Below are 20,608 nucleotides of genomic sequence, written 5' to 3'. Positions count from 1 at the left end.
CTCGCTTCCGGTACCGCTACGAGATCACCGATGCGGATCTGGGAACGCAAGGCTGCGCCAGCCGCTGCGGTCGAAGGGACGCCACTGGCCTTCCTTCTGCGCGAGGCGGTCGGCAACGGCATAGACCACGGCGGGATGATGGCCCATGCCGCAATGGCTGCTCTCGACCTCGATGCTCTCGGTCTGCGCGCCCGCCTTCTCCATGCAGCCCTGCCAGGCGCACACACCATCGGTGCGGCTGAAGATTGCGGTGGTCGGCACCGGCGGCGCAACGGAGAGATCGCCGCCGAACTCCGGATCGACCTCGTCGGACTTCCGCCCGCTGGCCCATTCGTAGACGCGCCAGGCATTGGTCGACCGGGGATCGCCGGCGAAGGGACTGCCGAGCGTGATCACCTGCCGCACGTGGTCGGGCATCATCTTGGCGAGCTGGCGCGCATAGAGGCCGCCAAGGCTCCAGCCGACCAGGCTGATCTTGCGGCCGTGCTTGTCGCTGAGCTCCTTGACCAGATCGACCATCGCATGCTGCACGCCCTCGCGGAGGCCGTAATTGCGGCCCTGGCGCCAACCGCTGACGGCATAGCCCTTGCTGGTCAGAAAGGTGCGCAACGCGCGCGTCGAGACATCGGAGGCCACGAGACCCGGCAGCACCAGCACTGGATGCCCGTCGCCGCGCGGCGCGAGGCTCAACAGCGGCAACGCGCCGAGGAACGCACCGAACTCGTGGATCGCGCGCCCCTCCAGAAACATCAGAGTACGGGACGGCGGACGCAGCGTCTGGGCAGTAGCGGTCATCAAGATATCCCCTGGAGAAGACGCCGGACGCGATGCCGGCAATGGGCATGAATTCCAATACGCCGGCTTCTTGAACGTTCCGCAGCGCAACATGAATCAGCTAGGCGGCCGGTTCCGCCCATTCAAGCGGGAGACATGCGGGGCGACAATAGGGCCCCGCGCTAATGCTAACGGGCGTGACGCAAAAGTCACAGCAATCGGAGCAGGAATTCGACGGAGTAGAGCGTGAGACCAGCGAGCCCACCGATCAGCGAGCCGTTAAAGCGGATGTATTGCAGGTCACGGCCGATGTTGATTTCGATCAGCGAAATCAGCTGCGCCATGTCCCAGGCCTTGACCTGGTCGGAGATGAAGGTCGAAACGCCGCTCTTCTGGTCGGCCACGAAGCTGCGCAGCACCGTCACGAGGCCCTTGTTGATCTCGCCGCGCAGCTCGGCATCGCCGGCAAGCGCATCGCCCGCCGAAACGAACATGCCGGCGAGATGATGCTGCAGCACCTGCGTCTCGCCGCTCGCGCTGCGTTCGATGAACGAGCGCGCGTTAGCCCAGACGGTGCGGGCGAGATCGCCAAGCTCGGGCCGCGCCAGGAGATCGCGCTTCAAGCCGTCGATGCGGTCGATATAGGCCTGGTCGGTGCCGAGCCGATCGACGAAGCTCAGCACCATGCGATCGAACTCGCCGCGGAAGGGATGCCGGGGGTCGCTGCGCACCTCATTGAAGAAGGCGGTGGCAGACGAGACGATCTTGTTCACCAGAAACTTGTCGGCGCGATAGAGCCTGAGCAGGGTCGGCAACTCCTCGCGAACCTTTTCGCGGATCATTGCCATCGTCTCTTTCTGATTCAGCGTCTCGTGCATCACGCGCAGCAGATCGTCGAACAGGATCTGGTGCCGCCCCTCCGCAACGAAGCCACGCAGCGTGCCGGCCGCGAGCGGCGCGAGGTCGATCGCCTGGATCTGCGAGGACATGCGGCGGATGATGAAAGTCATCAGGCCTGAGCTTTCCGTCGCAGAGACGGCCTCCGGCAGCAGGCGCAACGCAAAGCGTGCAAGGTCATCGCTGCGCTTGCGGTCGCGCAACCAGTCAGCGACGAAGGACCCAAAGTCGATCTCCCTGAGCTTGGCCTCGACAGGGCCAGCCTCGAGGAAATGGACCTGTATGAATTCGCCGAGCTTGTCGGCGATGCGAGCCTGATTGCTCTGGATAATGGCCGTGTGCGGGATCGGCAGGCCGAGCGGCCGCTTGAACAGCGCAACCACGGCATACCAATCGGCGAGCCCGCCGATGGTCGCGGCCTCCGCGAAGGCGGCGATGAAACCGAACACGGGATGCACGGGCACAAGCCATTTCGCGACGACAAACAGCGCCAGCGTCGAGACCAGCACCAGCGTCGCCAGCGCCTTCACGCGGCGCAGCTCTGCCGCGCGTTCGGCGTCGGCAGGTGTCTCAAAGGAGAAACTGGCAGATGAGTCCATGACTGCATCACAGTACTCGTCATTGCGAGCGAAGCGAAGCAGTCCAGTCTGCCTCCGTAGAAAGACTCTGGATTGCTTCGCTACGCTCGCAATGACGGCCGCAGCGGCGCTGAAAACAAAAGGCCCGCCGAAGCGGGCCTCAAATTTCAGTTTGGTCTCAGGCTGCCAGATCAGGCGGTCTTGTAGACCTTAGCAAAGTTGTCCTGAGCGGACTTCGCACCGTTGGCAGCGAGCTTGCCGAGATAGTCGCTGGTCGCCTTGGCGCGCGAGACGAACGTTTCGCCGCGGGCGCGGAGCAGGCTGGACTGGATCTCGACGGCTTCGCTGAACGACTTTGCGGACGCGAGCTTGTCGATGCCCGAGAAGAAGGCCTGGGCGTCGTCGTAGATCGCCTGCTGGATGTTGCGGCTGATCTTGCCGGCTTCAGTGACGGACTCGGTCACCGCGTTCTCGACGGCGGCGGTCACGCGCTCGGAGCCAGCGAACACCTCGGCAGCACGGTCCTTGGCGGTGTTGGCGGTCTTCTTGACGAATTCGCGGGCAGCCTCGGGAACTTCCAGATTCTGGATGTTCTTGAAAGCGTCTTTGAAGCCCTCGAAAGCGGTGTTGGTTTCGGTGGTCATGGGGTTCTCTCCATCCTCATTGGGTTGAGCTATGGGCTCACCCCGTCCTCGATGGCCCGGGGCACGGCTTATATGACACAGTTAATTGTGCGATGCAATATACATGTTGCATCGCGATATCACGAAATCGTGAATAATCTTGCGGGAGGCGACCCGCTGCCTTTAGGCTCGCCTACTGTGCATGGGGTTGTTTTCCAGTTTTTTGGTCCCCGATGGCACCCCAGTGCTGGACGGCGCTCTCAGTGCTGGATGGCACTTTTAGTGCTGGACGGCGCTTTTAGTGCTGGACGGCGCCTGGCAGCCCATAGGCCTCCATCTGGGCCTGGACCTGCGCGATGTTGTGCCCGAGCACCACGATGTCGTGAGTCTTGCCGCCGACATCCCGGACATGGTCCCGCAACAGCGCCTCGGCCTTGAAGCCGAGGCTCTCGAACAGCGCGATCGCCGCCTGCTGGTCGACCGTCATCTGGACCGAGAGCTTTTCCAGCCCCGCTCCGAGCGCGAGCGCGAAGGTCTCCTGCGACAGCGCCTTCCCGACCCCCTTCCCGCGCACGTCCTGCGACACCACCATGCGGATCTCGCCGACATGGGGCGACCAGGAATGCGGGTCGCGCACCAGGGTGCCGCAGCCGACGACCGTGCCACCCCTGACCGCGAGCAGGCTCTGAATTGCGCCGCGCTCGATCTCCTTGACCCAGGCGGACAGCACCTTCGGCTCGCTGATGTTGCGCGGCAGGAACAAGAGGTCATGGGTCGGCAGGCCCTTGCCAAAGGCGAGCACTGCCGCTTCGTCGGCAGGCGACATCAGGCGGATCTCGATATCGCCCGCGTCGGTCTTGACGTAACGCGGATAGGAACGCTGCTCAGTCATGTCGATCTTGTCCCCAGCCAGGAATCCAGTTTCGGCCACAGCCGCTTCACCGCGTTGGCGCCGGCGACCAGCGAGACGTGACCGCCCTTCAGCATCACCTCTTCCTTGTCGGTGGAGCCGATCTTCGCGATCAGATGTTTTGCTGCGTCATAAGGCACGATGTGATCGTGCTCGGCGACCGCATGCAGGAACGGCACCTTGATGTTCTCGAGCTTTGCGGCGCGGCCGCCGACCGACATGGTGTCGTTGTAGAGCTTGTTGTCCCACATCAGGTCCTTGGTGATGGTGCGGAAATATTCGCCCGCCAGCGGCAGCGTGTCGGTCGCCCAGCGGTCGAACATCCGATACGATTTGACGAACTCGTCGTTCCAGATGTTTTCCCAGAGCTGGATCTGGCTGACCGTGCGCGAGGCCGGGCGCAGCATCTCGAACGACGACAGGATCATCTCCGGCGGCACGTTGCCGACGCTGTCGACGAGGCGGTCGACGTCGAAATAGCGGCGGTCGGAGAAGTTGGAAAACAGCTTCATCTCGCGGAAGTCGATCGGCGTGGTGAAGCAGATCAAATTCTTCATCGGCCCGTCCGGGAAGATGGAGCCATAGAGCAGCGACAGCACGCCGCCGAAGCAATAGCCGATCACGGAGACGTCCTGCTCGCCCGAATCCGCCTGCACGCGGCGGACGCAATCCGGGATGAAGTCGAGGACATAGTCCTCCATGCGCAGACTTCTCTCCTCCGGCCGTGGCGCACTCCAGTCGAGCATGTAGACGTCATAGCCACGCCGCAGCAGGAACTCGATGAAACTCTGGCCGGGCACGAGATCGAGAATGTAGCCGCGATTGGTGGTTGCCATCACGATCAGCACCGGCACGCGGTAGATCTCGTCCGACATCGGCCGGTAGTGGTAGAGGCTCATCGTGCCGCGCGAATGCAGCACGTCTTTCGGGGTCAATCCGAGCGTCGGACCGGAGGTCGAAAAATATTCGACGCCCTTGATGCTGCGCTGAATGGCACGCTGCACCTCGGCCTGGATGCGTTCCGGGATTGCTGCGAAATCAAGTCCCGTCGGAGCGTTCATTTTGGCCCTCCGCCTTCGGATGGCGGACGTTTGGTGCGCGGCGGCCGCGGTGCCGCATCGATCGGCGACCCGCCTGACGCCGCCGACATCTGGTTCAGCATGGATCTGATCTCGCCGATCTGTCCCTCGATGGCTTGCAGGCGCTCGGCGATGCCGGTCATCTGTTCGCGGCTCGGCAAGTTCATCGAGAGAAGATATTTCTCCATGAGATCGCCGAACTGCTTCTGAGCACCCGCAGCAGCGCCGCCGGCCCGATTCATGGCCTGCGAGAATTCGGGCGTCTCCATCGCCTTGGTGGCGAACGAGTTGAAGCCCTTTTCCATCTCGCCAACCATCTTCTGCCACAGGGCGACAGGGTCGGTGATCTTGTCGGTCATCGGCGTCCTCCTGGTCACGAGGGCTTCTTGCGCCCTTCTTTTGCCGCCATACCACACCGTTGCGACGAGGCGGTCAACGGCTAAGCGACAGCCCGATGTCGCACGCACGGCTTCTTTGTGACGGCAAACCATGCGATACAATTCCGACCTGCCAGCAAGGGAACATGTCGGTGAACGCTTCCACCCATCTGCCGCCCCAGACCATCCGCGCCAACGGTATCGACATCTGCTACGAGATTTTCGGCAACGACAATGCCGAGCCGCTGCTGCTGATCATGGGGCTCGCGGCGCAGATGATCCACTGGGACGATGAGTTCTGCGAGCAGCTCGCCGCGCGCGGCTTTCGCGTGATCCGCTTCGACAATCGCGACATTGGCAAATCCAGCCATCTGACCGGCGGCGCGCGGCTGACGCCGCTGGAGCTGTTGAAACTACGGTTCCTGAAGATCCCGGTTGCGGCCACCTACAAGCTGATCGACATGGCGAAAGACACGGTCGGCCTGATGGACGCGCTTGGCATCAAGTCCGCGCACCTCGTCGGCGCGTCCATGGGCGGCATGATTGCGCAGGAGGTAACCCTGTCCTTTCCGCAGCGCGTGCGCTCGCTGACCTCGATCATGTCGACGACAGGCAATCCGCGCCTGCCACCGCCGAGCCGGGACGCAACCGCGGTGCTGATGGCGCCACCGCCGCGCAGCAAGGAAGAGTACATCGCGCGCTTCTGCCGGAACTGGATCGTGCTGCGCGCGGGCTCTTTTCCTGAAGAAGAAGCACTCGATCCTGGCCGCGCCGAGCGCACGTTTGCGCGCGGGCTCAATCCGGCCGGCGTCGGCCGCCAGCTACGCGCCGTGCTCGCCTCAGGCAGCCGCAAGGAGCGCCTGCACGCCGTCAAGACACCGTCGCTCGTGATCCACGGCACCGTCGATCCACTGGTGCGCCCGGAAGGCGGCAAGGACACCGCAGCCTCGATTCCGGGCGCCAAACTCTTGATGATCGACGGCATGGGTCATGCGCTGCCCGCGCGGTTCTGGCCCGAGATCATCGACGCCATCGACAAGCACGCGCATGGGGCGGTCGCGAGAGCGGCGTAGACTAGAGCTGCCGGTGTCTCAGCGGTGACCATGTGAGCTGACGGTTACTCTCTTACCGTCGGACCGCTCGAGAGCTATAGAAGCCTCCTCAATCGCAAAGACAGAGGCCGCGGCCTCCTGGAGCTCACATGCATCTCATGGTTCGGTCGGCGGCAATGGCCGCCGCTTCGGCTCTCATGCTGTCACTAGCCAGTGGCGCTGCGATGGCCGGCAGCCCGCAGGAGGAGGCCAATCGCAAAGCGGTGTTGGCCTTCTACGAGAGGGGCCTCAATCAAAAGGACGTCGATGCGGCCCTCGCTTATGTCGGCGACCGTTATGTCCAGCACAACCCGAACGCTGCCGACGGGCCGGAAGGCTTCCGAAAGTTCATCGGCTTCCTGCGCGAGAAATTTCCGAACTCGCACAGCGAGATCAAGCGCTCGTTCGTGGACGGCGACTATGTCATCCTGCACGTCAACGCGGTTCGTGAGCCCGGCACCAAGGGTAATGCGATCGTCGACATCTTCAGGCTGGAGAACGGCAAGATCGTCGAACATTGGGACGTGGTTCAGCCGATCCCGGAGAATCCGGCGAACAACAACACGATGTTCTAGCTTTTCTTCGCGATCCAGATCACGTGGCGCGCGCCGCCACCTCTGCCGGTGGCGCGCACATTGACCTCGTTGACCTCGAAGCCGGCTCGGCCGAGACGCTTGGTGAAGGCGGGGTTGGGTCCCGACGACCAGACAGCGAGCACGCCGCCGGGCCGTAGCGCGGCCTTCGCCGCCGTCAATCCGCTCGCACTGTAGAGCGCGTCATTGCCCTTTCGGGTCAGTCCTTCCGGCCCGTTGTCGACGTCGAGCAGAATGGCGTCGAACGCCGAGCCCTTCGCCCGGATGATCTCGCCGACATCGGTCTCCCGGATGCTCACCCTGACATCATCGACACTGTCGCCGAAGACTTCCGCCATCGGACCTCGCGCCCAGCCGACGACCGCCGGCACCAGTTCGGCGACCACGATCTTTGCCTTGCTTCCGAGCACGGCAAGTGCCGCACGCAGCGTAAAGCCCATGCCGAGGCCACCGATCAAAATGGCGGGTTTTGCGACCTTCTCGATCTGCTTCGCCGCAAGCGTTGCGAGCGCGGCTTCGGAGCCCGACAGGCGGTTGTTCATCAGCTCGTTGGTGCCGAGCTTGATCGAAAACTCCTTGCCCCGCCGCATCAGGCGGAGCTCCTCATCGGAACCGGGGATTTTCGCGGTATCGATCTTTTCCCAGGGAATCATGCGAGAGCTTTAGCACGATCGGACGAACAATCACCCTCCCGCCCAGACGTCCAACACATAGCGGTTCTTCGCACCCATCTCGTCGATCCAGCGCGCACCCGCAGCCGCACCGCTGCCGCTTTTCTCGCGGTAGATCGAAACGAGCGCCGCCTTCACGTCGGGCTCCATTTTGCTGCCGTCGCCGCAGACATAAATGATCGCGCCCTGCTCGATCAGCGGCCAGACCTTGTCTTTCTGCGCGGCGAGAACGTGCTGGACGTAGGTCTTGGGACCATCGGCGCGCGAGAACGCGGTGAAGAGCTCGGTGATGCCACCAGCGGCAAGCAACCTCAGTTCGTCCGCGTAGAGAAAATCCTGATCGGGATGGCGGCAGCCGAAAAACAGCATGGACGGTCCGAGGCTGGCACCCTTCGCCTTGCGCGCTGCGCGCTCCTGGAGGAAGCCGCGGAACGGCGCGAGCCCCGTGCCCGGGCCGATCATGACGATCGGCACGGATGCATCGTCCGGGAGCCGGAAGCCGGCCTTGGTCTCGCGCACCGTCGCGTAGACCGTATCGCCCGCACGCCGGTTGGCGAGGTAATTCGAGCAGATGCCCCTGTAGGTGCCGCGCCCCGAAGCGGCCGGTCCTTCGACGACACCGACCGTAACGCTGCAACGCGTCTGATCCACCGACGGCGACGACGAGATCGAGTAGTAGCGCGGCGCGAGCAGTGAGAGCATTTCCAGATAGGCGTGGAACGGCAGTTCGCAGGCGGGATATTCGAGCAGCAGATCGAATACCGATTTGCGCCTGGCCAGAATCTCGGAGCGGTAACGCTCCAGCGTTTCAGGCTCCTCGCCAACATAGGACAGCAGCTTCGGCTTGGTGACCGGGCAACGGGTGTGCTCGGCCATGGTCTGGATCTGCTTCCGTGTCGCCACCTGCTGCAACTCGACGAACTCGCTAAGCAGACGTCCGACCGATACGGCACTGCCGACCGGTAATTGCGCGCGCCGACCTTCGGCAACCTGAAGCCTGATCTGGTCGGCGGGCAGGAAACCGAACCGGCGGGCGACAGAGTCCACCAACGCCGGATCGTTCCGCGGGACGACGCTTAGATGATCGCCGACGCGGTAGTTGAGATTGGCCGGGAGCTGCACCTCGATATGGCGCGTCGAGCGCTCCGACGGATTGGCGCCGGACCTGTTCTGGAGCTCGTCATTGGCCAGCACCTTCATCGCGATGGCACCGCCCTGGGCGACGATGGTGTTGACGGCGGTCACCGCGACAGGCTCGATCGCATAGAGCGGGTCGTCCTCGGCGGTGCGCGTGAAATTCCAGTCGATGCCGAATTCCTTGGTCGCGACCTGGGCGGCCGCCGGAAACCATTTCTGGAACTGGCCGTCGAGATCGCTGCGCGCATCGCCTTCACCGCGCGGATAGACTGCGCGGGCGCCATGCTTCGACATCTGCTCGTCGATGAAGCGCGGCACCGATTGATAGGTGGCGGCCCAGTCGCTGTTTCCGCAGCCAAACACGGCGTAGCGGACGTTGGCAAAGGCGTCCTTCGGCAGATCGCCGCCGAGCCATTTGACGAATTGCGTCGCATTGTCAGGCGGCGCGCCGTTGTAGGACGCGCAAATGATCAGCACGCCACCTTGTTGCGGCAGCTTGCCGACGTAGTCGTCGAGCGGCCCGAGATGTACGGCAAAGCCGTTGATCTCGGCGAGGTCGGCCATGCGCGTCGCGAGCTCCTCGGCGGTGCCGAGGTTCGAGCCGTAAAGGACCAGCATCGGCGTGTTATGGCCGGGCCGCGTGGTCGGCTGACGTGGCGCCCTCGGCGCAGAGACCGCCGCCGCAACCGGCCCGCCATAGGCACCGCGCTCGCGATCGACACGCGCCCGCACCTTGATCTTGAAGCCTTCCGGCTTCATCGTCAGCGTTTCCTTCAGATGCATCTGGTAGCGCTGATGGTCGATCAGCTTGAAACGCTGGAGGATCATGCCGAGCGCAAGCGCCGCCTCGTGCATGGCGAAACCGCGGCCAATGCAGGCGCGCTGGCCATTGCCGAATGGCTTCCAGGCATTGACCGGCCGTTTGGCTTCGGCCTCTTTGCTGAAATTCTCGGGGTCGAAGGCATCAGGGTTGGGTCCCCAAACGCTGGGATCGCGGTGCAGCGCCGTCACCAGGATCGTGGTGAAGGTGCCCTTCCTGAGCTTGTATTTGCCGCCGCCGAGGGTCTCGTCCTTGAGCGGCGAGATACCGTAGGCCGGCGCCGGCGGCCACAGCCGCAGCGCCTCTTTCAGGATCTGCGTGATGTAGGTGAGCTGCGTGACCTGCTGGTACGTCGGCTTTACATTGACGTCGGGGCCGAAGACGCGATCGACCTCGTCATAGGCCTTCTTGAGAATGTCCGGATGCTTGAGCAGCGCATAGAGCGTGTAGGACAACAGGCCGCTGGTGGTTTCGTGGCCCGCGATCAGGAAGGTGTTGATCTGGTAGCGGATGTTGACGTCGTCGAGCTGCTCGCCGGTCGAGCGGTCGACGCCGGTCATCATCGCGGCCAGCATGTCCTTCTTGTCGTCGATGCCCTCGGCGCTCTTGCGCCGTTCGGCGATGATCTCGTCGACCATCTTGTTCATGAAGGCGACGTCTTCGCCCAGCGTCTTCCGCCGCTTCTGCATCCAGAGCTGCTCGAACGGCAGGCCGCGCGTCATCATGATGGTTTCGAGCGAGCGCACCAGCGACTCGACGAAGGGGTGGTAATCGCGCCGGTAGAACGAGTTGAAGCGGTATTCGAAGCCGCACAGGCCGATCGTGTCCAGCGTCAGCGCGGTCATATCATGGACGACGTCAATCTCGTCGTCGGCGTTCAGCCGCTCCCATTTGTGAACGAGCTGCTCGGCGATATCGACCATGCTCGGGTGATACGACTGCATGGCCCGGTTGCCGAAGGGCTGGAGCAGGATGTTGTGCGCCTTGCTCCAGTTCGGCTCCCTGGTGTCTGCCGTGAACAGCCCGTCACCGCCGACCGCGCGCACGCGCCGCAACGCGCCGCGCACCGTCTTGTCGAAGCGTTTTTCGTCAGAGAGCTCGTCGACAAGATCATGGCCGGAAACGACGACGATCGGCGAGCCCATCATGTCGAGCCAGAAGATCGGGCCCAGCTCCTTGGCAAGCCGCGTCAGGTGCTGCACCGGCGCAGCCGAGTCCAGCGACAGCATGTTGCCGACCACCGGCTTGGTCGGCGGCTGCGGAATCGGGTCCAGACGGTTCTTCGATGACATTGCTACGCTTCCCCCCGCTCGCAATGACGAGCTAACCAAACCGCCTTCTACGCCATTCGATCAAGACGGCGCTGACCTCTTCCGGCTTCTCCTGCTGCGTCCAATGGCCGCTGTCCTTCACCAGATACTTCTCGAGGTCAGCCACCAGTCTCTCCATACCGTCGGCCGCCGACGGCGGCAGCACGGCGTCGTTCTCGGCCATGATCATCAGAGACGGCACGGCGATGTGGTGATCCAGTCCCTGCGATCGTTCCCAATTGCGGGTGAAATTGCGATACCAGTTGATGCCACCGGTGAAGCCGGTCTTCGTAAAGGTATCGACGAATACCTTCTTCTCATCGGCCGACAGGATCGGCGTGCGCGGATCGACCTTGGCATCATAGGCCGCGACCATCTGCGGGAACGCCAGGTTCGTCTTCGACGAGGCGCCGACGCCGGCGATCGGCGGCTCTTCTGATTTCGCCGCCGGCCGTGCCATCGGCTTGCGCATGAAGGCGTCGAACGTCTGTTCGACCCGGCTGCCGAAAATCTTGTCCGGCTCGCGCGCGGGGTCCTGGAATTGGACGATATACATCTGGTCGCCGTACCGCTGGCAGAACAGCGCAATCGGATCCATCGGCGCGCGGTCCCAATGCGGCGTGTTGACACCGACGACGCCGGCGACGCGTGCGGGGTGCCGCAACGGCATCTGCCAGACGACGAAGCCTCCCCAATCATGGCCGACGAAGATTGCCTTCTCGATGCCGAGATGATCGAGCAGCCCAATGAGATCGCCGGTCAGCTGCTCCATGTCATAGGCCTCGACCGGCTCGGGCCGCTCGGTCGCGCCATAGCCGCGCTGGTCCGGCGCGATCACGCGGATACCGGCCTCGCTCAGCGCCTTGATCTGGTGACGCCAGGAGAAGGCAAGCTCGGGCCAGCCATGGCACAGCACCACCGGCGGTTTGTCTGTGACCGGGCCCGCCTCGTAATAGCCCATGCGGATTCCGTTCGTCTGCGCGAACTTGAGCGGCGGCATTTCGATCATCGCAAGGATCCTGACAACTTCCTATTCAGCCGCGCCCTTGATGTCGGTCGCAGGTGGCGCATAGGCCGCTTCGAGCGCCGCAAACTCCTCCGGCAGCATGTCGCACATCACCTGCACATGCGGAATGATGTTGGCGCCCACGATGAAACCGAAATCGAGCTGATCGCGGTAGCTCTGCACGGTGATGTTGAGCGCCTGCCCATGAGTCGAGATCGAGACCGGGAAGATGTGCAGCAGTTCGGCGCCTGCGGCATAGAGCGTCTGCCGCGGGCCCGGCACGTTGGAGACGGTGACGTTCGCCGCCGGCGGCAGCACATCCGAGAGGTCGGAGCGGCTGTAGAGCAGCGCAAGGATCTGGACGATGATCGGCGCGCCCAGCATCGAGATATTGGAAACCTGCGGCATCAGCGCCCGCAGCGGATGCGACATTTCCTTGGACTTGGTCGACTGCGCGATGATGGCCTCCAATCGCGCCTTGGGATCCTCGATGTTGGTCGCGATCGAGCAGATCATGCCGAAGACCTGGTTATTGGCTTCGGTGTTGCCCTCCTCGCGCAACGAGATCGGCACGGCGGCGGTCAGCGATTTCGCCGGCAGCGTGCCGTATTGCAGGAGGTAGCGTCGGACCACGCCGGAGGCCAGCGCCAGCACCACGTCGTTGAGCTTGCCGCCGGCCAGCTTGGCCAGCGCCTTGGAGCGCGACAGCGAGATCGATACGCCGGCAAAGCTGCGCTCCGACGAGATCGTCTTGTTGAGCATGGTCGGCGGCGACACCATGCTGGCGAGGCTTTCGCGCGATTTCGGATCGGAAATCTTCCCGAGCACGTCGGAGACGCTCTTGACCATGGTCGGGATATTGCCCGCGAAGCGCACCGCGCTCTCGATCTGGTACATCGCGTTGTCGAACAGGATCGAACCGATGTCGCTCTTGCCGGTCCGCGGCAATTGCAAATTCTTCGCGGCCGCCGAAGCATCGAGCGGCTGGGTGAAGAGCTGCTGATAGGAATCGAGCAGGTTCGCCGCGATGTCGCGCGGCTCCTGCCCGGGCTTCGATCCGCCCGTCGGCGGCTCGACCTTTCGCGGGATCGGCGAGATGTCGTAGATCATGTTGGTCAGGGCCGCACCGGCACCGCCGTCGATGGCGGCATGGTGCATCTTGGAATAGAGGCCGACCTCGTTGTCCTTCATGCCCTCGAACACGTAGAACTCCCAGAGCGGACGAGCGCGGTTCAGGAGCTTGGCATGCATCCAGCCGACGATGCGTTCGAGTGTGGCGCGGTCGCGCGGCGCCGGCAGGCTGGCGCGGAAGATGTGACGGTCGATGTCGAATTGGTCGTCCTCGACCCAGGTCGGATGATCGATGTCGAGCGGCGCCTTCTCCAGGCGTGCCTTGAGGATCGGCGCGATGTGCAGCCGCGAGACGATCATCGCCTTGAAGTCCTCGAAGAAGTCGCCCTTATAGTCGTCGGGCAGGCGAAAGATCGCCATGCTGCCGACATGCATCGGCATCTCCGGCGTTTCCAGATAAAGAAAAGACGCGTCCAGCGACGACAGCTTCTTACCGTCAGCCATAGTTCCCTCCGCTCATATTCGACGGGCGCCTTTCCGGCGCTTCTCGTCAGGCCGATACTGCCTGTTCCGGCGGGGCATATGCAATGGCAAACGGCCCTGCCCGGTCAAATGGCCAGAACTCCCCTTCCGGTTGTGCCAGGCGATCCGCCACGGCCCACAGCGCGGCTGCGTTCACCCCGAGCCCGATGTGGCTTGCGAAATGCACCTCGATGTTCTCTGCACGGTCGGACGGGTGCAACAGGCAGGTCTGCCAGTTCACGACGCCGTCGGTGCGAGAATAGATCGATGTCGCCGGCACCTTGAGATCGCCGGCAATCGCCTCACGCAGTTCGGCAAAATCCTCGACACGCTCGCCTGACAGCGTCTCGTAGAGCGCCGTCGCATTGGTCGCCCGCACATCGTTGGCAAAGGGGCTGCCGAGCGTGATGACGGAGCGGACCATGTCGGGCGCCTGGAGTGCGAGATCGCGGGCATAGACTCCGCCGAGGCTCCATCCGACCAGGCTCACCTTCCGTCCGCTTGCAGCGTGGATCTCGGCGAGACGGGCGCGCAAGGCTTCCCGCATCCGCGCCATCCCACCAAGATTGCGGCCCATCCGCCAGGCATGCGCCTCATAGCCGAGCTCGGCGAGATAGCGCCGCATCGGCGCCATCGAGAGATCGCTGGCGAGAAAACCCGGCAGCGCCAGCACCGGATGGCCGTCGCCCCTGGGCGCGCGCATCAGCAGCGGTGACAGCAGGATGCTGGTGTTGAATTCGAGCAGGCCGCGCACCTCCGCGAGCAGCAGCCCAAGGGCCGGTGGACGAAGCCGGCCAGAGCCTGGCGCCCCGTCGCGCGTATCAGGCATTATTTGTTCTTGTCGCCGCTACGCGGGCTGCCGAGACCGGCCATGGTCACGAACATGTCCTGAAACCGCTCCGCCAGCTTCGGATCGAAGGTGAACCAGCTCTGGATCAGCGATTCCGGCGAGACCTTCTCGATGTTGCTCAGGACCTGCTGCTGCAGCTTGTCCATCACCGCGGTCTGCATCGGCGCCACATCAGGCAATCCGAAGAACTGGCGGGCTTCGAGGGGGGTGCAGTCAATTTCGATATTTACTTTCATGTCCCCTCCGGATGAGATTCGAGCGGCGTCACACAGTATCGCCGCGACTTGGTGTGCGACGCAAGCGACCTGAGCCGGGGGGCGAACGCCGGCTTCCGCAATCGGCGCATATGGTCAATCGAATCGTCAGCACGAGCGCCGCCGGGCGCTTCCACCCTCATTTTCGAGGCCTCACCGGTCGAAAGTTCAATGTCGCCCGCGCGCCGTTCGCCCATAAATTGTTGGTCAGCATTGCTGCACAGCGGTGCAACTTGGCGCGTTCCTTGCTGGAATGGCGCTTGCACGGGTCGAGAACTCTGGGCAACATGGATCGATCAACCCCGCCGAACAATCAAAAATCACGGAGCGGGCGAGTGGAGAGGGTCAAGAATGTCAGTCGGACGAAGTCTGTTTGCGGCGACGCTCGCCGGTGCGCTTGCGTTGGCGGTGTCGCCGGCCTCGAGCCAGACGCTGCGCTACGCCAACCAGGGTGAGCTGAAATCGCTCGACCCCTACACCCTGAACGAGTCGACCACCAGTGCGCATCTCGGCCATGTCTATGAAGGCCTGGTGGCCCGCGGGAAGGATCTGAAGATCATCCCGGCGCTCGCCGAAAGCTGGGAGACGCCGGAGCCGACGCGCTGGCGCTTTCACCTGCGCAAGGGCGTGAAATTCCACAACGGTGACCCCTTCACCGCCGATGACGTGGTGTTCTCGGCTAACCGCGTGCGGGCTCAGGGCTCGAATTTTCTGAGCCGCCTCCCTGCCGATGCCAAGGTCGTCAAGGTCGACGATTACACCGTCGATTTCATTCTCACCTCGCCCAATCCCATCCTGACCGCGCTGTGGGCGACGTGGTACATCATGGACAAGAAATGGGCAGAGGCGAACGATGCGGTGGCACCGACGCCCGCTGCCGCGACGACTCCAAGCTATGCCTCGCTCCATGAAAACGGCACCGGTCCCTTCATGATCGAGAGCCATCAGCCGGGCGTGAGGACCGTCTTCAAGGTCAACCCGAACTGGTGGCGCAAGCCGGAGCATAATCTGAAAGAGATCATCTTCACGCCGATCGCAAACCCGGCCACTCGTGTCGCGGCGCTGTTGTCGGGCGAAGTCGACGTGATCGAGCCGGTTCCGGTCCAGGACATCGAGCGCGTCAAGGCGAGCCCCAACGCCACAGTGCTGACGGGACCCGAGCTCCGCACCATTTTCGTCGGCATGGATCAGGCGCGCGACGAACTCCTGTACTCCAACGTCAAGGGCAAGAACCCGTTCAAGGACGTTCGCGTCCGCGAGGCCGTTTACCGGGCGATCGACGTCGATCTGATCAAGAACCGGGTCATGCGCGGGCTGTCCACGCCGTCCGCATTGATGGTCGCACCGGAGATCTTCTCCTCGAAGGATATCACCCGGCCGAAATTCGACCCTGACGCCGCCAAGAAGCTCCTGGCAGATGCCGGCTATGCCGACGGTTTCGAAGTGACGATGGACTGCCCGAACGATCGTTACGTCAATGACGCCGCGATCTGTCAGGCCATCGTCGGGATGCTCGCCCGCATCAACATCAAGGTGGACCTGCTGGCGCAGCCCAAGGCCCAGTATTTCGCCAAGGTGCTGAAGCCCGGCGGCTACAAGACCTCGTTGTTCATGCTGGGCTGGACCCCGGATACGCTCGACGCCCAGAACGTGCTACACGACATCATGGGCTGCCGGGATGATCCCAAGGATCCCAACCGCGGCGAAGCCAATCTCGCCGGCTACTGCAACAAGCAGTTCGACGAACTCGCCGACAAGGTTCTCGTGGAATCCGATACGGCCAAGCGCGATCTCCTGATCAAGCAGGCTTTCGAGATCTCGATGAAGGACTGGGCCTATATCCCGCTGCACCAGCAGGCGCTCGCCTGGGGCGTCTCGAAAAAGGTGAAGCTGACCCAGCGCGCGGACAACCAGGTCCTGCTCTACTGGGCGACCAAGCAGGACGAGTAGGTGTCGACATCTTGTGGAGTCCCGGAAGCTCTGGCTTCCGGGACTTGCTGTTTCGGGCTAACGCGATGATGCGTGCTGCTGAAGAGATGTGAAAGGAACAGATGCTCGCTTTCACACTGCGCCGGGCCATCCAGGCCGTCGGCGTCATGATCGCCGTAGGGGTCATCGCGTTCTCGATGTTTCGCTTTGCCGGCGATCCCGTCAGCCAGATGGTCGGAATGGACACGTCGGGCGCCGAACGCGCAGCGATCCGCAAATCGTTGGGCCTCGACGATCCCGTGATCGTGCAGTTCGGCCGCTATGTCGGCAACGCCGCCCAATTCAAGTTCGGCGTGTCCTACCAGTTCCGCCTGCCGGTCACCAATTTGCTTATGGAGCGGATGCCCGCGACGCTGGAGCTCGCGATCTGCGCCACCATCTTCGCGATGATCAGCGGCATCCTGATGGGGGTCTATTCGGCTCTGCGCCGCGATAGCTGGCTCACGCACATATTCCAGGCTGTCTCGCTGATCGGTATTTCGATGCCGACCTTCCTGATCGGCATCCTCATGATCTACCTGTTCTCGGTGACGCTTGGCTGGCTGCCCTCGTTTGGTCGCGGCGACGTCGTGCATATCGGCTGGTGGACGACAGGCCTTCTGACACTGTCTGGCTTGAAAGCGCTGATCATGCCATCGATCACGCTTGGCCTGTTCCAGATGACGCTGATCATGCGTCTCGTCCGCGCGGAAATGCTCGAGGTCATGCGCACCGACTACATCCGCTTCGCCCGCGCCCGTGGGCTCACCACGCGGGCGATCCATTTCGGCCATGCGCTGCGCAACACGCTGGTTCCCGTCATCACCGTCGCCGGCCTGCAATTCGGCTCGGTCATTGCTTTCGCCATCATCACCGAGACCGTATTCCAGTGGCCGGGCATGGGGCTGCTGTTCGTGCAGGCCGTCCAGAACGTCGATATCCCGATCATGGCGGCCTATCTGATGATGGTGTCCTTGATCTTCGTCACCATCAACCTCGTGGTTGATATCCTCTACACCATCGTCGATCCGCGGCTGCGTTCGACGGTCAGCCGGGCGCACTGATATGAGCGAGGCCGTCGTTCCGCATCCCACCGAGAAGCGCGCTGCGACCGCACCAGGCTGGTTCAGACGCGCGCTCGACAGCGACCTGTTCTATTCGTTCCGCCGCTCCAAGATCACCATGATCGCGGCGGCGGTGACGCTGCTGTTCTTCCTGGTCGCGATCTTTGCCTCGGTGCTGTCGGTGCAAAATCCGTTCGACCCGGCGCAGCTCCAGCTGATGAATTCGCGCATCTCGCCGCTCTGGACCGCCGATGGCCAGAGCCCGTTCCTGCTCGGCACCGACGAACAGGGCCGGGACGTGCTGTCCGCGATCCTCTACGGCCTGCGTATCTCTCTGCTCGTCGGCGTGCTCGGTGTCGTCTTGTCCGGTGCGCTCGGCATCCTGCTCGGGCTGACGGCCGGCTATTTCGGCGGCGCCGTCGACGGACTGATCATGCGCGTCGCCGACGTGCAACTTTCCTTTCCGGCGATCCTAATCGCGCTTCTGATCAACGGCGTCGCCAAATCGGTCTTCGGCAACAGGCTCGACGAGATGAGCATGCTGGCGGTCCTGGTCTTCGCGATCGGCCTGAGCTTCTGGGTGCAGTACGCGCGCACGGTGCGTGGCTCGGTCCTGGTCGAGAAGAACAAGGATTATGTCGCAGCCGCCCAATTGATCGGCCTGCCCGCTCCGGTGATCATGCTGCGCCACGTGTTGCCGAATACCACGGGACCGATCCTCGTCATCGCCACCATCAATCTCGCGCTCGCTATCATCACCGAGGCAACGCTGTCGTTCCTGGGCTCGGGCATGCCCGAGACCATGCCGTCGCTCGGCACGCTGATCCGCATCGGCAACGGCTATCTGTTCGCAGGCGAATGGTGGATCGTCGCATTCCCCGGCATCGCATTGGCGGCGCTGATCCTGTCGATCAACCTGCTCGGCGACTGGTTGCGCGACGCACTCAACCCCAAACTCCGATGAGTATGCAGCGTTCATGACCGAGCCCGTTCTCTCTGTCCGCAATCTCCAGGTCGAGTTCGCCTCCCGCCGCGGCACGCTGCGCGCCATCGACGGCGTCTCCTTCGACATCGCCAAGGGCGAAGTGCTGGGCGTGGTCGGCGAATCCGGCGCCGGCAAATCCGTCACCGGGCTTTCTGTGATCGGGCTGATCGATCCGCCCGGCCGTATCGCCGGCGGCGAGATTCGCCTCGCCGGCCTGCGCATCGACAATCTGCCGCCCGAAGAGATGCGCCGCATTCGCGGCAAGCGGATCGGCATGATCTTCCAGGATCCGCTGACGTCGCTCAATCCGCTGTACAAGGTCGGCGACCAGATCGTGGAGACGATCCGGACCCACCTCAATCTCTCCGAACAGGCCGCGCGCCGCCGCGCCATCGACCTGCTGGCCGAAGTCGGCATTCCCGCGCCGGAAAAGCGCATTGACGGTTATCCCCACGAATTCTCCGGCGGTATGCGCCAGCGCGTGGTGATTGCGCTCGCGATCTGTGCCGAGCCGGAGCTCATCATCGCAGACGAGCCGACCACCGCGCTCGACGTCTCCGTGCAGGCGCAGATCATCTCCCTGATCAAGCGGCTCGGGCGCGACCACGGCACCGCCGTGATGCTGGTGACCCACGACATGGGCGTGATCGCAGAAACCTCCGACCGCGTCGCGGTGATGTATGCCGGCCGCGTCGCCGAGATCGGCCCGGTGCAGGACGTCGTCAGGAACCCGCTACATCCCTATGCCAAGGGCCTGATGGGCGCGATCCCGACGCTTGCGGGCGACGACAAGCGCCTGGTGCAGATTCCAGGCTCGATGCCGCGGCTGTCGGCGATTCCGCCCGGCTGCTCATTCAACCCGCGTTGCGCCTCCGCCTTCGACCGCTGCCGGGTGGACCGGCCGGAGCCCCTGTCGCGCGGCACGCAATCAGTTGCTTGCCATCTCTATGATACGGCGCCGGCGGAGACAGCGGCATGAGCACGCCTTTTGTCCAGGCCACCAATCTGCGCCGCGTATTCGACGTCTCAAAACCCTGGCTCAACCGTGTGCTCGAGGGCGGCCACCTCGAATATCTCAAGGCCGTCGACGGTGTCACCTTCGACATCAGGAAGGGCGAGACCTTTGCGCTGGTCGGCGAGTCCGGCTCGGGCAAAACCACGGTGGCGCGAATGGTGGTCGGTCTGTTGCCACCGAGCGCCGGCGACGTCCTGATCGACGGCGTCTCCATGACCGATCCACGGCAGGCGCAAGCGCGACGCAAGCTGCGCCGGCGCATCCAGATGATCTTCCAGGATCCCTATGCGAGCCTGAACCCGCGGTTCCGGGTTGACGCCATCATCTCCGAACCGATCCGCGCCTTCGACCTGATCCAGGGCGAGCGCGACATCCAGGCTCGCGTCGGCGAACTGCTCAGCCTTGTCGGCCTGCACCCCGACGATCGGTTGAAATTCCCGCACGAGTTCTCGGGTGGCCAGCGTCAGCGCATCGCGATCGCACGGGCGCTTGCATCCGACGCCGAGTTCATCGTCTGCGACGAGCCGACCTCTGCGCTCGACGTCTCGGTTCAGGCGCAGATCCTGAACCTGATGCGCGACCTCCAGGACAAGTTCGGCCTGACTTACATGTTCATCAGCCACAACCTCGCCGTGGTCCGCCACATGGCGAGCCGGGTCGGCGTGATGTATCTCGGCCGGATCGTCGAGATCGCGGAAGGACGCGAGCTGTTTGCCCGCCCTCGCATGCCCTACACCAAGATGCTGCTGGGCGCCGTGCCCGATCTTGCCATGAGCGGCCGCCAGCGCATTCCTGTGAAGGGCGAGATTCCGAACCCGATCAATCCGCCGCCCGGCTGCGCCTTCAACCCGCGCTGCCCGCTGGCGTTCGACCTCTGCCGCAAGGAAGTTCCAAAACTGATCGACGGCGTCGCCTGCCACGCGGTCAACACCGCGCCGGTCCCGGCGTAACGCGCGCGTGCCATGCTATTGGCGCATTGGCGGCACGGCATCGCCTGTGTTCAATTGCGCGCG

19 protein-coding genes are annotated in these 20,608 nt (G+C 63.4%); 7 read left to right on the top strand and 12 right to left on the bottom strand.

Annotated elements, in window-relative coordinates:
• Positions 1-24 precede the first annotated feature (24 nt).
• The 6 genes from JQ631_RS02930 to JQ631_RS02905 all read right to left on the bottom strand — a co-directional run bounded on the left by JQ631_RS02930 (position 25) and on the right by JQ631_RS02905 (position 5,220).
• Entirely contained in the window at positions 25-795 is a 771-nt protein-coding gene (locus JQ631_RS02930; RefSeq protein WP_212323867.1) for an esterase/lipase family protein, read from the bottom strand.
• A 188-nt stretch (positions 796-983) separates the two neighbouring features.
• Positions 984-2,270 (bottom strand): DUF445 domain-containing protein, encoded by a 1,287-nt coding sequence (locus tag JQ631_RS02925; RefSeq protein ID WP_212323865.1) that lies wholly within the window; start codon positions 2,268-2,270, stop codon positions 984-986.
• Positions 2,271-2,440: 170 nt separating this feature from the next.
• The gene (locus JQ631_RS02920; protein ID WP_212323862.1) at positions 2,441-2,893 is read right to left on the bottom strand and encodes a phasin; all 453 of its coding nucleotides are present in this window, start codon (positions 2,891-2,893) and stop codon (positions 2,441-2,443) included.
• 277 nt (positions 2,894-3,170) lie between these two features.
• Positions 3,171-3,764 carry a GNAT family N-acetyltransferase gene (locus JQ631_RS02915; RefSeq protein WP_212323860.1) on the bottom strand — a complete coding sequence of 198 codons (594 nt, stop codon included), beginning with the start codon at positions 3,762-3,764 and terminating at the stop codon, positions 3,171-3,173.
• Positions 3,761-4,843, bottom strand: a complete 1,083-nt coding sequence (locus JQ631_RS02910) for a PHA/PHB synthase family protein (protein WP_212323857.1) — start codon at positions 4,841-4,843, stop codon at positions 3,761-3,763. The genes JQ631_RS02915 and JQ631_RS02910 overlap by 4 nt, the downstream gene beginning before the upstream one ends.
• Positions 4,840-5,220, bottom strand: a complete 381-nt coding sequence (locus tag JQ631_RS02905) for a hypothetical protein (protein WP_212323854.1) — start codon at positions 5,218-5,220, stop codon at positions 4,840-4,842. Before JQ631_RS02905 ends, JQ631_RS02910 begins: the two co-directional genes overlap by 4 nt.
• A 170-nt stretch (positions 5,221-5,390) precedes the next feature.
• Between JQ631_RS02905 and JQ631_RS02900 the strand changes: the two genes are divergently transcribed.
• Both JQ631_RS02900 and JQ631_RS02895 read left to right on the top strand, forming a co-directional pair.
• Complete coding sequence (locus JQ631_RS02900; protein ID WP_349644952.1) at positions 5,391-6,311, top strand: alpha/beta fold hydrolase; 921 nt, start codon at positions 5,391-5,393, stop codon at positions 6,309-6,311.
• A 128-nt stretch (positions 6,312-6,439) separates the two neighbouring features.
• On the top strand, positions 6,440-6,904 hold the full coding sequence (locus JQ631_RS02895) for a nuclear transport factor 2 family protein (protein ID WP_212323851.1): 465 nt from the start codon (positions 6,440-6,442) through the stop codon (positions 6,902-6,904).
• Here the strand turns inward: JQ631_RS02895 and JQ631_RS02890 are convergent.
• Genes JQ631_RS02890 through JQ631_RS02865 form a run of 6 tightly spaced genes read right to left on the bottom strand, consistent with a single transcriptional unit; the run spans position 6,901 to position 14,545 of the window.
• Positions 6,901-7,575, bottom strand: a complete 675-nt coding sequence (locus JQ631_RS02890; protein ID WP_212323850.1) for a spermidine synthase family protein — start codon at positions 7,573-7,575, stop codon at positions 6,901-6,903. The two genes, JQ631_RS02895 and JQ631_RS02890, sit on opposite strands and share 4 nt — an antisense overlap.
• 30 nt (positions 7,576-7,605) lie before the next feature.
• Positions 7,606-10,842, bottom strand: a complete 3,237-nt coding sequence (locus JQ631_RS02885) for a bifunctional cytochrome P450/NADPH--P450 reductase (RefSeq protein WP_212323845.1) — start codon at positions 10,840-10,842, stop codon at positions 7,606-7,608.
• A gap of 31 nt (positions 10,843-10,873) precedes the next feature.
• Positions 10,874-11,869: an alpha/beta fold hydrolase gene (locus tag JQ631_RS02880; protein WP_212323842.1), complete on the bottom strand. Its 996-nt coding sequence runs from the start codon at positions 11,867-11,869 to the stop codon at positions 10,874-10,876.
• 21 nt (positions 11,870-11,890) lie between these two features.
• Complete coding sequence (locus JQ631_RS02875) at positions 11,891-13,441, bottom strand: WS/DGAT/MGAT family O-acyltransferase (protein WP_212323841.1); 1,551 nt, start codon at positions 13,439-13,441, stop codon at positions 11,891-11,893.
• Between the two features lie 46 nt (positions 13,442-13,487).
• Positions 13,488-14,288, bottom strand: a complete 801-nt coding sequence (locus JQ631_RS02870) for an esterase/lipase family protein (RefSeq protein ID WP_212323840.1) — start codon at positions 14,286-14,288, stop codon at positions 13,488-13,490.
• Positions 14,288-14,545 carry a DUF6489 family protein gene (locus JQ631_RS02865; RefSeq protein ID WP_212323838.1) on the bottom strand — a complete coding sequence of 86 codons (258 nt, stop codon included), beginning with the start codon at positions 14,543-14,545 and terminating at the stop codon, positions 14,288-14,290. Before JQ631_RS02865 ends, JQ631_RS02870 begins: the two co-directional genes overlap by 1 nt.
• Positions 14,546-14,914: 369 nt before the next feature.
• Here JQ631_RS02865 and JQ631_RS02860 point away from each other — a divergent pair, with 369 nt between their 5' ends.
• From JQ631_RS02860 to JQ631_RS02840, 5 genes are all read left to right on the top strand, one after another.
• Entirely contained in the window at positions 14,915-16,513 is a 1,599-nt protein-coding gene (locus tag JQ631_RS02860; RefSeq protein ID WP_212323836.1) for an ABC transporter substrate-binding protein, read from the top strand.
• A gap of 101 nt (positions 16,514-16,614) precedes the next feature.
• Positions 16,615-17,595: an ABC transporter permease gene (locus JQ631_RS02855; RefSeq protein WP_212323835.1), complete on the top strand. Its 981-nt coding sequence runs from the start codon at positions 16,615-16,617 to the stop codon at positions 17,593-17,595.
• A 1-nt stretch (position 17,596) separates the two neighbouring features.
• Entirely contained in the window at positions 17,597-18,559 is a 963-nt protein-coding gene (locus JQ631_RS02850) for an ABC transporter permease (protein WP_212323832.1), read from the top strand.
• 13 nt (positions 18,560-18,572) lie between these two features.
• On the top strand, positions 18,573-19,559 hold the full coding sequence (locus tag JQ631_RS02845; protein WP_212323830.1) for an ABC transporter ATP-binding protein: 987 nt from the start codon (positions 18,573-18,575) through the stop codon (positions 19,557-19,559).
• Complete coding sequence (locus JQ631_RS02840) at positions 19,556-20,545, top strand: ABC transporter ATP-binding protein (RefSeq protein WP_212323828.1); 990 nt, start codon at positions 19,556-19,558, stop codon at positions 20,543-20,545. Before JQ631_RS02845 ends, JQ631_RS02840 begins: the two co-directional genes overlap by 4 nt.
• Positions 20,546-20,608 lie beyond the last annotated feature (63 nt).

The organism is Bradyrhizobium manausense (assembly GCF_018131105.1).
GTDB lineage: Bacteria > Pseudomonadota > Alphaproteobacteria > Rhizobiales > Xanthobacteraceae > Bradyrhizobium > Bradyrhizobium manausense_B.
Note: the sequence above shows the minus strand (reverse complement) of the source record. Positions and strands in the feature narration are given on the sequence as shown.

Excerpts from the sequence above, each read along its gene's own strand:
- JQ631_RS02930 (WP_212323867.1), bottom strand. The coding sequence starts at position 795 with ATGACCGCTACTGCCCAGACGCTGCGTCCGCCGTCCCGTACTCTGATG.
- JQ631_RS02925 (WP_212323865.1), bottom strand. The coding sequence starts at position 2,270 with ATGGACTCATCTGCCAGTTTCTCCTTTGAGACACCTGCCGACGCCGAA.
- JQ631_RS02920 (WP_212323862.1), bottom strand. The coding sequence starts at position 2,893 with ATGACCACCGAAACCAACACCGCTTTCGAGGGCTTCAAAGACGCTTTC.
- JQ631_RS02915 (WP_212323860.1), bottom strand. The coding sequence starts at position 3,764 with ATGACTGAGCAGCGTTCCTATCCGCGTTACGTCAAGACCGACGCGGGC.
- JQ631_RS02910 (WP_212323857.1), bottom strand. The coding sequence starts at position 4,843 with ATGAACGCTCCGACGGGACTTGATTTCGCAGCAATCCCGGAACGCATC.
- JQ631_RS02905 (WP_212323854.1), bottom strand. The coding sequence starts at position 5,220 with ATGACCGACAAGATCACCGACCCTGTCGCCCTGTGGCAGAAGATGGTT.
- JQ631_RS02895 (WP_212323851.1), top strand. The coding sequence starts at position 6,440 with ATGCATCTCATGGTTCGGTCGGCGGCAATGGCCGCCGCTTCGGCTCTC.
- JQ631_RS02890 (WP_212323850.1), bottom strand. The coding sequence starts at position 7,575 with ATGATTCCCTGGGAAAAGATCGATACCGCGAAAATCCCCGGTTCCGAT.
- JQ631_RS02885 (WP_212323845.1), bottom strand. The coding sequence starts at position 10,842 with ATGTCATCGAAGAACCGTCTGGACCCGATTCCGCAGCCGCCGACCAAG.
- JQ631_RS02880 (WP_212323842.1), bottom strand. The coding sequence starts at position 11,869 with ATGATCGAAATGCCGCCGCTCAAGTTCGCGCAGACGAACGGAATCCGC.
- JQ631_RS02875 (WP_212323841.1), bottom strand. The coding sequence starts at position 13,441 with ATGGCTGACGGTAAGAAGCTGTCGTCGCTGGACGCGTCTTTTCTTTAT.
- JQ631_RS02870 (WP_212323840.1), bottom strand. The coding sequence starts at position 14,288 with ATGCCTGATACGCGCGACGGGGCGCCAGGCTCTGGCCGGCTTCGTCCA.
- JQ631_RS02865 (WP_212323838.1), bottom strand. The coding sequence starts at position 14,545 with ATGAAAGTAAATATCGAAATTGACTGCACCCCCCTCGAAGCCCGCCAG.
- JQ631_RS02860 (WP_212323836.1), top strand. The coding sequence starts at position 14,915 with ATGTCAGTCGGACGAAGTCTGTTTGCGGCGACGCTCGCCGGTGCGCTT.
- JQ631_RS02855 (WP_212323835.1), top strand. The coding sequence starts at position 16,615 with ATGCTCGCTTTCACACTGCGCCGGGCCATCCAGGCCGTCGGCGTCATG.
- JQ631_RS02850 (WP_212323832.1), top strand. The coding sequence starts at position 17,597 with ATGAGCGAGGCCGTCGTTCCGCATCCCACCGAGAAGCGCGCTGCGACC.
- JQ631_RS02845 (WP_212323830.1), top strand. The coding sequence starts at position 18,573 with ATGACCGAGCCCGTTCTCTCTGTCCGCAATCTCCAGGTCGAGTTCGCC.
- JQ631_RS02840 (WP_212323828.1), top strand. The coding sequence starts at position 19,556 with ATGAGCACGCCTTTTGTCCAGGCCACCAATCTGCGCCGCGTATTCGAC.